Below are 12461 nucleotides of genomic sequence, written 5' to 3' on the forward strand. Positions count from 1 at the left end.
CCATTGGAAATAGAGAAAAGTCCTGAATGAAGAGAGTAATTCAAGTTATAATGTGCCGCATGAACCGTTGATGAACAGCATTATTAAAAAACATGAACAATATGTAATGCAAACTGAAATGAAAGCCCGCGCTTACTTTTGTGAAACCCATTGCAAGGCACCGCGCACACAATGCAATCCGGTGGCAAAACAAGCCGTTAAAAGATAACCACCTGTTGGCGCTTCCCAATCAAGCATTTCTCCGGCAATGAATGTGCCTGCTCTGTTCGTTAGCATCAAATCCTCATTCAACGCACCAAAGCATACGCCACCGGCAGAAGAAATCACTTCTTCAATCGGGCGCGGTTTCTGCATAGTGAGTGGATAGTTTTTAATGCGATCCACAATGTCTTCATGGGGCAAAAGTGGTGGCAATTCACGCAATAATGCAATTTTTACTGGGCTTAATCCGGCTGCTTTACGCAATTTAGTTGAAAGGCTGGCTTTCGAATTTTGACGCTGCAAAGCTTGCGTGAGTTTTTCTGTAGTTTGAGCGGGGGCCAAATCAAGGGTCAGCATAGCTTTTTGGTTCCCAAGCAAATTATCACGCAAATCCGCTGCAAAAGCATAGATGAGGCTGCCTTCGACACCGTTAGGTGTAATGACAAATTCGCCCTGCAATCTATGGTCACCTGCCCTTGCCACCACGGTTTTGACCGGTTCACCGGCAAAGCGTTCTTTAAAGCCAGTGCTCCAATCCACATCAAAACCGCAATTTGCAGGCTTTAATGGCTCAAAATCAATGGAGTGGGCTGCAAATTCTTTTTGCCAGCCACCATCGGAGCCAAGCTTTGGCCAGCTTGCACCACCCAGCGCAAAAATAGTGGCATCAGGTTTAATGAAAACCTCACCATCAGGCGTGCGCACAATATGGCCTTCATCTTTAAAGCCCAGCCATTCATGACGTGTTTTAATCACCACGCCCTGCTCTTGCAGCCGGCTGATCCAAGCACGCAGCAGCGGTGAAGCCTTCATAGCTTTTGGAAAAACTTTGCCTGATGTGCCAACATATGTTTCAGCCCCGAGATCATCTGCCCATTGGCGCAAATCCGAAGGTGTGAAACTATCAATCATTGGTTTTAAAAACGGTAAGCGGTCGCCGTAACGCGTTATAAAGCGCTCAAAATCTTCATTATGCGTCAGATTAAGCCCTGATTTTCCTGCCATTAAAAACTTGCGGCCAACGGTCGGCATCCGCTCATAAAGCGTTACCTTTTGTCCATGGCGGCTTAAATAATCAGCCGCCATTAAACCGGCAGGCCCACCGCCGATAATCGCAAAATCAGCTGGTGGCGCGATACGCTTTTCTGTCTCGCGCATCAGTCTTCTTTCTCGAGCATTTCCTTAACAGCAGTGGCAAGCTGTTTGAGCGAGAACGGCTTTGGCAAGAAGCCAAATTTGGCATCTTCCGGCAGATTGCGCGCAAAAGCATCTTCAGCATAACCGGACACAAAAATAAACTTGATGTCAGGGTAATGAATACGCAATTCGCGCAGCAGTGTCGGCCCGTCCATTTCCGGCATAACAACATCAGAAACAACGATATCAACCTTGCCGCCCAGCTCTTCCAGCACTTCCAGTGCTTCTACGCCGGATGCAGCCTCATGCACCGTATAACCACGCGATTGAAGCGCACGCACGCCGCCCATACGCACAGCATCTTCATCTTCAACCAGCAACACAGTTGCAGAGCCTGAAAGATCGGCGTTTTTCTCTTGTTTCTTCTCTTTAACAGCCGGAGCCTGTTCGCTTTCGGCTTTATGCTCAACCACATGGCGCGGCAGGAAGATTTTAAACACTGTGCCGGTGCCAAGTTCGGAATCGCAATAAATAAAGCCGCCCGTCTGTTTGATGATACCGTAAACCATGGAGAGGCCGAGGCCGGTGCCCTTGCCTACTTCTTTGGTGGTGAAAAACGGCTCAAAAATCTTCTCCAAAACATCCGGTGCGATACCGCTGCCGCTGTCTTGTACCTCGAAGACAACATAATCAGCTTCCGGCAATTCACGATATTGCAGGGCTGCAACTTCTGCCTGCGGCATGTTGCGGGTGCGAAGCGTAATCAAACCACCTTCCGGCATTGCGTCACGAGCATTTACCGCCAGATTGACGGCAACCTGCTCAAACTGACCAAGATCAGCCCGCACAGGCCAAAGATCACGGCCATGCTCGATTTTCAAATCAATATCTTTGCCCACCAGCCTTGCCAGCAACATGCGTAAATCTGCCAACACGTCGGTAAGATCAAGGACTTCCGGACGCAAGGTCTGACGGCGCGAGAAAGCCAGTAGCTGGCGCACCAAAGAAGCCGCACGATTAGCATTCTGTTTGATATTCATAATATCAGGGAAGGACGGATCGGAAGCGCGGTGATTGCTCAGCAGCAGATCGGACGACATGATAATGGCAGTTAGCACATTGTTGAAGTCATGGGCGATACCGCCAGCAAGCTGACCAACAGCCTGCATCTTCTGGCTTTGTGCCATCTGGCCTTCAAGGGCTTTTTGCTCGGTCGTTTCAACTGCGGAAACGATTGCCGCCTCATCGGCATTTTCACCGCCAATATCGGTGACAGGACTGATATAAAAGCGCACATGACGCTCTTCATTGCCCGGCAATACAGTATCAATCGGTGTAATGCTGGCTTGGCCTGCAAAGGCAGCGGTCAGGGCACGTGAGAAGGTTTCACGGTCGCGCTCATGCACCACCGATTCCACCGGAAAACGACGCTCGACTGAATCAGCTTCAACAACACCGGAGAAAATATCAAGGAAACGCGCATTGGTGCGTAAAGTGTGACCTTTACTATCAACCGCAGCAATGGCCATCGGTGCCGAATTGAAGAAGCGGGTAAAGCGCACTTCGGCTGAACGCAGTGCTGCTGATGAATCATCGCCTTCCGCACGGTTTAAAACGATTGTGCGGCTGGTGCCGCGCAAACCATCACGCTGCATCTGCACACGATGATAAAAGCGAACAGCCAGACTTTGGCCATTACGTTTGGCAAGGTCCAGATCAATGACGGAGTTACGGCTGGAACCTGGTTCAGCTTTAACGGAATTGATCAATGCCATGCCGTTTCCGGCAACAATATCATTCAGCGTTAAGGAACCCGGCACAAATCCTGCGAGATCAACACCTAGCCATTCGGCCAATGTTGCATTGAGATAGATAATCCGGCCACTTGCATCGGCAGAAAAGAAACCGGCTGGTGCATGATCGAGATGATCGATTGCTTCCTGCAAGTCCTGAAAAAAGCGCTCCTGTTCGGCGCGTTCCTGCGAAATATCGGCAATCTGCCACGCGACCAATGGACCTTTATGCAGTTCACTTGCCGCGACAGGGCGTGCCTTGATGCGATACCATGTCGGCGTCAGGCTGGTGGAATGTAAATTATGGCTATGAACTAGGGGGCCGGTGAGACGAATTTCTTCCTGCGCAGAAAAACCATCGCGCACGGCATTGGACAAGCGATAAATAGCATCCGAGCCACCGGATTCGGACGTCAAAATAGCATCGAGCGAGCGTAATTCTTCGCTGTTAGCGGCACCCGTCATTTGCGCATAGGCCTGATTTGCATAGACAATATGGCCTTTGGTGTCGGAAACAACCGTACCTTCCGGCATTGTATCGAGGAAAGAATGGGATAATTGCCCGTCTTTCACACCGCGATTAAATTTAATCAGGCCGATGGTGGAACCAAACAGATAAAAGACACCCGACATTGCCAGTATTCCAAGCAATCCCAGCACAAAGCCATCACCTAACTGATCACGAAACAGGAAGAAAAACACGGTAAGCGCAATCAGCACGAGACCGAGTACCAATAATCTGAGGCCGGATCCCGCTGTCGGTTTTTCGTTTACAACCGGTCTTGAATAAAGTTCGGTCTTTGTTTGCTGAGACATACGCCCCGCCACCCTGTCTTTAGATTTTCTTTTATCGCTCGTGCTGTGATAGCTAATTTTAACGCGCTAAACTACTCTTGCATTAAAATTTCCTGTAAGCTGCTCACTCATAAACAGATAAGGCTCAGGCTCAAGGTGTTAATTGTGGTGAAACACGCTCATAAAACAAGTGCGTTACCCAACATGCCAAGCATTACATATTCCTAGTCGTGCCTGCGAATCGTTTATCACTATTTAGTTTTTCTATTTTTTGCATTTAAATGCGTTAAATTGATCATTTTAGCCGCCTGGGCGCTATAAAAAACCAATTAACAATGCAAACATGATTTTAACCACATTTTTTATAGACTGTAATTAACTTAAACCATTGTGCTGCGATTGATCTCTTGTAGATATGCAGCTTGAAAACAGATCAGGTATTTTGGCTCGTTCAAAAGCTAAGCCGGTTGGTCTGCATTTAATGAAATAGTCCTGATCGAAAATTCAAAGGGGTCACAGGATGAAGGAATCGCTTAGCGGTATTCTTGGCGAAGGAACCGCCAATATCGTACTGTTCATACTGTTATTTGCCGCCATCTTAGTGGCTATCTTCATTATTTATGCGATCATCAAGCGCATGAGCGGCTCTTCAACCGGTGCTGTTAATTATCAAAATGAGCGCCATGATCCCTCATCACGCCTTGCCGTTGTTGACGCGGCCATGGTTGATAATCAGCGCAAGCTGGTTCTTGTTCGCCGTGATGATGTGGAACATCTGATCCTGATCGGTGGCCCAACCGATGTGGTTGTTGAGCAAAACATTACGCCTGACAATGATTATGCACGCGGCTCACGCATCACTGAAGCGCAGATTGCCCGTTATCAAGATGATTATCAGGAAGATACTGCGCCGAATTTTGCAGAAGAATTTAGCCGTGCACCAGTCCGTCCAATCAGCACAATGCCAGCAAGCCCTCTGGCTTTAAGCGATGTTTCTAAAGCTGCACCTGCCCCGCAATTTAATACGCCTGAGCCAAAGCCAGAACCGGTTATGGCACCAGTCCGTGAGCCAGTCGCTAATCAGACAGCACCAGTTGCCCCTGCCGTGCCAGTCTTTGCACCAAGCGCTCCAACTGTAGCACCTGTACAAAAGACGCCAGTTTCAACGCCAGCACCAAACTTCACACGTCCAGCACCGGCTGCACCAAGCGTTGCACCTGTTGTGAAGCCGGTAGCCCCGCAACCTCGCACCGTAATGCCGGCAGCGCCTGCGCCAAGTGCCAAACCGGCAACGCGCTCGCATCCGGCCTATCCGCTTAGTCAGGTTTCGCAAGGCGTACTTACATCAACTTCTGCTGCTGCGGCAGCAGCCGCTGCAAGTGTTGCGGGTGCTGCCTCCGGCCGCCTTGATGATGTTGCTGCGCAAAAATCTGCATCGCTTGATGATGTTAAACCTGCACAAACTGCACCAGCTGCTGCTCCAACCATTCCGGCACCTGTTGTTGAAGCAAAGCCAGAACCATCTTTTGATCTGAATTTCTCAGATAAATCCGATGATTTTGCATCATTGGATGATGCCCTTGATCAGGCACTTTTCAATGATCTGAGCACAGATTTTTTCGAACCTGAAAAACCTGCTGTCCAAAAAGTTGAAGATGACATGGCCTTTATGCTTGAAGAAGAGTTGTTGTCCTCTCTCGACATGGAGATGGATATCGAAGCTGATTTGTTAGTTGACATCGAAGATGAGATGGAAAAACTGCTCGGCGAATTGTCCATTAATCCGGAACGTTAATCGCCGGACGAGTGTTTGAATGATGCGCATAAAAAAGGGGCTGTGAATTTCACAGCCCTTTTTAAATAGTTATAATGATTAAATCGTCAAATTAATCATCACGATAAATTTTTTCCCGACGCTCATGGCGTTCCTGCGCTTCAATTGAAAGCGTGGCAATCGGACGGGCATCCAAACGTTTCAGACTGATTGGGTCACCGGTCTCCTCACAAAACCCGTATGTACCCTCATCAATCCGTCCTAAAGCGGCATCGATTTTGGAGATAAGCTTACGCTGACGATCACGGGCACGAAGCTCGATGGAACGATCTGTTTCAGACGAAGCACGATCAGCCAAATCAGGATGGTTTGAATTTTCTTGTTGTAGCGTTTCTAGTGTTTCACGGGCTTCACGTAAAATATCATTACGCCAAGCAATCAGCTTGCCACGGAAATACGACTTCTGCCGTTCATTCATGAACGGTTCGTCATCGGCAGGCCTGTAGTCAAGGTTAATTAATTCACTCATTTGAATCACCCCACACCTAGGAGACGAGGTGTCTCTATAAATCGACATTCACATCCGCACAACATCAAATAAGCCTTTATTGCCACTTTTTAGTGTGTATCCAAAGATTATTCGCCCAATTAAAGGAAAGGTTGTATTTTCTCCTTGTGAAGCTTGAATTATCTGAAAAAACACAGCTTTAATAGTCGCATAAGGTATAACAAGTAATTGTGACAATTAACGTAACAATGCTGTAGGATGAAGATAGAATTACTTCATCCATACGAAAACTGGCATTTAAGACAGAAAGCTCCATTCACCAATCCCGGTTTTTCATAAGTTCAGGTAAAACATGACAAAATCAGCTCCGAAGCGTCTTTTTTTATTACGTCATGCCTTGGCCAGTTGGCCATCGATCGGAGCAAAGGATTTTGACCGGCCGCTTGATCCCTCCGGCTTTTCTATCATCGATGAGCTGGCGCAAGATATGGCCGCTCAAAATATGATACCGGAAGCGATTTTGTGCTCTGCTGCTTTGCGCACACAGCAAACCATGGAGCATTTGCAAGCCTATTGGCCAAAAGCTCAAATGCCTGATGCCTCCATGATTGAATTTAGTGACAGGCTTTATTGCGGCAGCGCATCAGATTATTTGCAATCCATTCAGGATTTTGGCTATCTTTATGAAGAGTGTCAGTCGCTGATGATTATTGGCCATAATCCAAGCATTGAGGATTTAACATTTGCCCTCACCGGCAACCAAACGGGCATTGCTTTTGAGCGGTTGCGTGCAGGTTTTCCAACTGCCGGTTTGGCAATATTGGAATTTGAAGTACCTTTTACTGAAATCAGCCCGCGTCAGGGACAGTTGATTTCCTTTCCAACACTTTGAGATAAATGCAACGTCCACTGTCGAATTCATCCTGTTGACCGATTGCCATTTGATAATGGCATCATATATTTAAGTCGTTGCAGATATTGATGAGGCTGACTTTTGGCAAAACTGACCACATTGACCGATGAGGCGCTCATTGCCTTTGACACGCTGGCTGACCGGTCGCGTTCACTTTTATCTCCGTCTCTGCGGCTTGGCGTTACCGGTTTGTCCCGTGCCGGTAAAACGGTTTTCATCACCTCGCTCATTCATAATCTTATTCATGGCGGACGGTTGCCGCTTTTTGAAGCCTATCAGTCGGGCCGTATCAGCCGTTCTCATCTGGAGCCGCAGCCCGATGATGCAATCCCGCGTTTTCAATATGAAGAACATCTACACGCTTTGATCAATGAGCGCATCTGGCCGGATTCAACCCGTGCCATTTCGCAGTTACGCATTACTATTGATTATCAATCAGCATCCTCATGGGGGCGGATGCTGTCTGCGGGTAAGCTTTCGCTGGATATTGTCGATTATCCTGGCGAGTGGCTCCTCGACCTGCCTTTGCTTGGTAAAAGCTATAAAGAATTTAGCGCAGACTCTTTCAAGCTGGCGCAAGAAGCCACGCATCGCGATCTGGCCGACCAGTGGTTGCAAGCTGCCAATCTTGTGCATCCGTCTAAACCCGCAGATGAAATGACGGCACAGAATCTGGCACGCGTCTTTATTGATTATTTACGTGCTGGAAAAGCCGATGAACGCGCGCTTTCAACGCTGCCTCCCGGTCGTTTTCTCATGCCCGGTGATCTTGATGGCTCACCTGCTCTGACATTTGCGCCTTTAGCCAATCTCAAGCAGGAGGATTTCACCTCTGGTTCATTAGCGTCCATGATGGAGCGGCGCTACGAATCTTATAAAACCCATGTGGTAAAACCATTTTTCCGTGAGCATATTGCACGTCTTGATCGTCAGATTGTGCTGATTGACGCTATGCAAGCGCTGAATTCCGGTGGTGCGGTGGTTGCCGATCTGGAACGTGCGCTGACTGATATTTTATCCTGCTTCCGCCCCGGTGGTTCAAGTCTGCTGACTGGTTTGTTTCAGCGTCGCATCGGGCGCATTCTGGTTGCTGCCACCAAGGCTGACCATCTGCATCATGAAAGCCATGATCGTTTGGAAGCAATTGTTCGTAAGCTTGTTGAACGGGCAATGCAGCGCGCTGATTTTTCCGGTGCTGACATTGATGTTTTAGCCATGGCGGCGGTGCGGGCAACGCGTGAGGCAACCGTCAATCAAGGCAAAGACGTGCTGCCGGTGATTGTCGGCACGCCCTTGAAGGGCGAGAAAATCAACGGCGATATTTTTGATGGTGAAACGGAAACTGCTATATTTCCCGGAGACTTACCAAAAAATCCTAATGTAATTTTTGAAAAGAACGAAACATTTCGTCAAGATGATGCTTTGCGCTTTATCCGGTTCCGTCCACCGAAAATTGAAAGCACAGCGGAAGGCATTAAGCTTTCCCTGCCCCATATCCGGTTGGATCGCGCGCTTCAGTTTTTGATCGGAGATCGCCTATCATGAGTGAGACACGCAAGCCCGGTTCATTTCAACTGAATGATGAAAAACAGGCAGGCTCCACGCAGAGCAGCGCTGAGGAAACAATACGTAAACCGCGTGCGGTCTCTGATCCGAGCCAGATTATTCCGGAGCCGGTTGATATTTTTGAGCTGGATGCCGATGAGCTGGCAGCTATTCAAAATCTGGATGTGCCGGAAGCTGAATATAAAAAGAGCCGGATTTCACTGCGTTCGGTGCTTTTTGCAGCGCTTGGCATTCTCTTTTCTTTTGCCATTGGTCTCTGGGTGGAAGATCTGATCCGCGCGATGTTCAACCGCACCAGCTGGCTTGGTGTGCTGGCTTTGATTGTGGCCGCGGTTGCGCTTGTCAGTTTTGTGATTTTGATCACGCGCGAGCTGATTTCATTACGCAGGCTTGCCTCTGTTGCATCTCTGCGCTTGGCAGCCCATGAGGCTGCACAAAAAGATGACATCAAAGCTGCCCGTCATGCGGTTGCACAGCTTGTATCTGTCACCTTGAGCATTCCGGCTACAGCACGCGGGCGCAAATTACTGGATGAAACCAAGGACGATATTATTGACGGGCGCAATCTGATCAAGCTTGCTGAAACAGAGCTTTTGAAACAACTCGACACACAAGCCCGCTCGCTGATTTTACATGCAGCCAAACGTGTTTCCATTGTCACCGCAGTCAGCCCGCGTGCTTTGGTCGATATTGCTTATGTGGTTTTTGAATCCGCACGGCTTATCCGTCGTCTGTCAGAACTTTACGGCAGCCGCCCGGGTAGCCTTGGCTTCTTGAAACTAACCCGTAATGTGATTGCTCATTTGGCGGTTACTGGCACAGTTGCGATGGGCGACAGCGTTATTCAGCAACTGGTCGGACAAGGGCTTGCCTCCCGTTTATCCGCCAAGCTTGGTGAAGGTGTCATCAACGGGTTAATGACGGCACGTATCGGCATTTCTGCGATGGATATTGTCCGGCCGTTTCCGTTTCTCTCTGAAAAGCGACCGGGGATCGGTGATTTTGTCACTGACCTGACATCCCTCAATAATATTCGCAAAAATAATGGAAAATAATCGGGAAATTGTTGACTTTCAGATCAATGCAAACGAAGCATTAACCATTAAAAGCGATTATCAACCTTATCGAAACAGTCGCTAATACAGACTGACTCTACGGCATATTGGCCGCCCCCTTGATTGAATTTGGAACAGACACTGTGATGAGAAACCGTATAGCTGCTTGCCTTTTAATGCTGCCTGCCACGACAGTTTCTGTTGCAGCACTGGCTGCTGACAATGATCAGCAGTTTTTCCGTCAGATTGAGGGTCAGTGGAGCGGTTCCGGTGAGATTGTTGCCGGAAAATACAAAGGCACTAAATTCGTCTGCAATCTTGCAGGCACCACGCCTGAAACCACTGCTGGCATGACATTGGATGGCTCTTGCCGCGTTGGTGTTTTTTCACAGGCGATGAAAGCCGTTATCACCCGTGATGGTAAAAACTATACCGGCGCCTTCAATGATGGCGCTGCCGGTAAAGGTTTGGACGTTATTTCAGGTAATGTAAGCGGCAACCGTATTGTTCTAGGGCTGAACCGTAAACAGCTTGATGGCGCGATGCTTGCGCGTGTTGCGGACAATAACACCATGAATGTCACCGTTTCGGTGCGCGTGGAAAAAGAACTGGTTCCGGTGATCGGCCTGAACCTGAAGCGCACAAGCGGCAGCGTTCCAAGCAATATTGCGCGCAATTAATAAGTGCTTACAGAGATTAAAAAAAGCGGCTTCAGATTATTTTCTAGCCGCTTTTTTTGTAGTGTTTATTTCCACCAGTTTGCGGCCATATTGGCGATTTCAATACCTTGCGCCTCACTGGTTTTGGCAGCTTGCGCAATCACCTGCCCCTGCACTTCCAAATCCGGTGCAATGTCGGCAAGCGGCACAAGCACAAATGCGCGTAGCATCATTCGTGGATGCGGCAGGCTTAAACGCTCTTCATTAAGCGTGATGAAATCCGCATTTTTTTCCTGCATCACCAGAATATCAATATCAAGCGTGCGCGGTCCCCAGCGCTCAATCCGCTCGCGCTTCATGTCAGCTTCAATACCCAAAGTGACATCAATCAGTTCTAATGGCGTTAAATTTGTCTCAACACAGGCACAAGCATTATAAAACCAGCTTTGATCGGTTTTGCCCCATGGTGGCGTACGATAGAGCTTGGAAACCTGACACACTTTCATATCATCACGTGCATCCAGCACTTGCAACGCATGAGCCATAGAGGTAGCCGGATCACCCAGATTACCGCCTAAGCCAAGCCATGCGTTATATTTGAAGCCGCCAGCACTCACTGTTCGTGAACCACAACAACTTCAACAAAATCCAACACACCAGCCACTGGTGCATGAGGTTTGCGAACGGTAATTTCGGCACGTTTGATCTGCTTGAAATGATTAGACAAAGCTTTGGCAATATCGAGTGCCAGAGTTTCTATCAGATAACGACGCTTGCCGGTGACGATCTTCTCAATCAGTTTGAAGGCGATACCGTAATGAACGGTGCCCTCAATGCTGTCATTTTCCAGTGCATTACCGGCATCAACGGTCAAAACCGCATCAACATAAAAGCGCTGACCAAGCTTTTCTTCTTCATCAAAAACGCCGTGATGTGCAAAAAAAGCACAGTTCATCATCCGGATCGTGTACATTTTCACTCTCTTTTGCCTGTCAAACGAGTGCATTTTTATGGCAATCGTGCTTTCAGACTTCTTTGCTTAAAGCTTGTTCGCTCTGCTTTGCAAGATGGCATCTGCAACTGCAAGTGCCTGCGCATTCATTGATACATTATGGACACGGAATATATCCGCACCATCTAAACGTAAAGTGACAGATGTGGCACTTGTCGTCACATCGCGTTGCAGCGGATCAGTTATACCGCTTATTTTGCCGATAAAACGCTTGCGTGATGTGCCAACAAGCATCGGATAAGGAAACCGTGCCATTTCTTTAAAGCGGGCAAGCAGTTCAACATCTTCATCCAGTGAGCAGGTAAAACCGAAGCCCGGATCAAGCACAATCTGATTGTCAGCAATACCTGCCTGATGAGCGATTTCAATGGATTTTCTAAAGAATACCGCCTGATCCTCAAGCGGATCGCTTGCGCACTCACGCTCACGGCTGGTGTGCATCAGCACTAAACCGGCACCTGTGGCCTTTGCAACATCGGCGATATCCGGCTCGCGGTGCAAGCCCCATACATCATTGACAATATGAGCGCCTGCCTCAATGGCCAGCTTAGCCGTTTCAGCACGATATGTATCAACGGAGATGATGCAATCACCCTGCTCTGCCAGCATTTTGATAATCGGCAGCACGCGATTTTGTTCGGTTTTCGCGTCCACAGCTTCAGCATTGGGCTTGGTTGATTCACCACCCACATCAATAATATGCGCACCATCTGCGATCATCTGGCGGGCTTTTTGCAATGCAATATCAGCCTGAAAATGTTGGCCGCCATCAGAGAAAGAATCCGGCGTTACATTCAATATTCCCATGATGATGGCCTGCGCACCAAGCTCTAATGTCTTTCCATGTGCCAGTTGCCATTGTTTCAACATTTATGAATGCTCCAACTCAATGCATTAATCATAACTGCGGTTAGTATGGTAATGTCGGATTATCCTCTACGCATTATCAACCTTATCGCGCTATAACCTACTTGACCATTTTGGCAACCGTTACAATGGGCAAGGCTCATTTATGTGGATGCTTGAAATAACAAAACAATGAACATGA

Annotated in this window: 11 protein-coding genes; 5 read left to right on the forward strand and 6 right to left on the reverse strand. The window is 48.2% G+C overall.

What is annotated here, in order from left to right:
* Positions 1–132: 132 nt before the first annotated feature.
* Together ABDZ76_RS15420 and cckA are read right to left on the reverse strand one after the other, a co-directional pair.
* Entirely contained in the window at positions 133–1359 is a 1227-nt protein-coding gene (locus tag ABDZ76_RS15420; protein WP_343807441.1) for a TIGR03862 family flavoprotein, read from the reverse strand.
* Positions 1359–3947 carry a cell cycle histidine kinase CckA gene (gene cckA / locus ABDZ76_RS15425; RefSeq protein WP_343807443.1) on the reverse strand — a complete coding sequence of 863 codons (2589 nt, stop codon included), beginning with the start codon at positions 3945–3947 and terminating at the stop codon, positions 1359–1361. The genes ABDZ76_RS15420 and cckA overlap by 1 nt, the downstream gene beginning before the upstream one ends.
* 499 nt (positions 3948–4446) lie before the next feature.
* Between cckA and ABDZ76_RS15430 the strand changes: the two genes are divergently transcribed.
* A complete protein-coding gene (locus ABDZ76_RS15430; protein WP_343807445.1) occupies positions 4447–5721 on the forward strand; it encodes a hypothetical protein in 1275 nt (424 codons plus the stop codon).
* Positions 5722–5812: 91 nt separating this feature from the next.
* Here the strand turns inward: ABDZ76_RS15430 and dksA are convergent, their stop codons facing one another.
* The gene (gene dksA, locus ABDZ76_RS15435; RefSeq protein ID WP_184223117.1) at positions 5813–6229 is read right to left on the reverse strand and encodes an RNA polymerase-binding protein DksA; all 417 of its coding nucleotides are present in this window, start codon (positions 6227–6229) and stop codon (positions 5813–5815) included.
* A gap of 331 nt (positions 6230–6560) precedes the next feature.
* Between dksA and ABDZ76_RS15440 the strand changes: the two genes are divergently transcribed.
* From ABDZ76_RS15440 to ABDZ76_RS15455, 4 genes are all read left to right on the forward strand, one after another.
* Positions 6561–7100, forward strand: coding sequence for a SixA phosphatase family protein (locus ABDZ76_RS15440; protein WP_343807448.1), 540 nt, complete (start codon positions 6561–6563; stop codon positions 7098–7100).
* A gap of 102 nt (positions 7101–7202) precedes the next feature.
* Positions 7203–8666 carry a YcjX family GTP-binding protein gene (locus tag ABDZ76_RS15445; protein ID WP_343807452.1) on the forward strand — a complete coding sequence of 488 codons (1464 nt, stop codon included), beginning with the start codon at positions 7203–7205 and terminating at the stop codon, positions 8664–8666.
* The gene (locus ABDZ76_RS15450; protein ID WP_343807455.1) at positions 8663–9742 is read left to right on the forward strand and encodes a YcjF family protein; all 1080 of its coding nucleotides are present in this window, start codon (positions 8663–8665) and stop codon (positions 9740–9742) included. Before ABDZ76_RS15445 ends, ABDZ76_RS15450 begins: the two co-directional genes overlap by 4 nt.
* 146 nt (positions 9743–9888) lie before the next feature.
* Complete coding sequence (locus ABDZ76_RS15455) at positions 9889–10422, forward strand: hypothetical protein (RefSeq protein WP_343807458.1); 534 nt, start codon at positions 9889–9891, stop codon at positions 10420–10422.
* Between the two features lie 65 nt (positions 10423–10487).
* Here ABDZ76_RS15455 and folK read toward each other — a convergent pair whose 3' ends face one another.
* The 3 genes from folK to folP form a co-directional block, all read right to left on the reverse strand.
* On the reverse strand, positions 10488–10946 hold the full coding sequence (gene folK / locus ABDZ76_RS15460; protein ID WP_343807597.1) for a 2-amino-4-hydroxy-6-hydroxymethyldihydropteridine diphosphokinase: 459 nt from the start codon (positions 10944–10946) through the stop codon (positions 10488–10490).
* Positions 10947–11014: 68 nt separating this feature from the next.
* Positions 11015–11374: a dihydroneopterin aldolase gene (gene folB / locus ABDZ76_RS15465; RefSeq protein WP_343807461.1), complete on the reverse strand. Its 360-nt coding sequence runs from the start codon at positions 11372–11374 to the stop codon at positions 11015–11017.
* 66 nt (positions 11375–11440) lie between these two features.
* A complete protein-coding gene (gene folP / locus ABDZ76_RS15470; RefSeq protein WP_343807465.1) occupies positions 11441–12283 on the reverse strand; it encodes a dihydropteroate synthase in 843 nt (280 codons plus the stop codon).
* Between the last annotated feature and the right edge of the window lie 178 nt (positions 12284–12461).

It is taken from the genome of Paenochrobactrum glaciei (assembly GCF_039522165.1).
Taxonomy (GTDB): domain Bacteria; phylum Pseudomonadota; class Alphaproteobacteria; order Rhizobiales; family Rhizobiaceae; genus Paenochrobactrum; species Paenochrobactrum glaciei.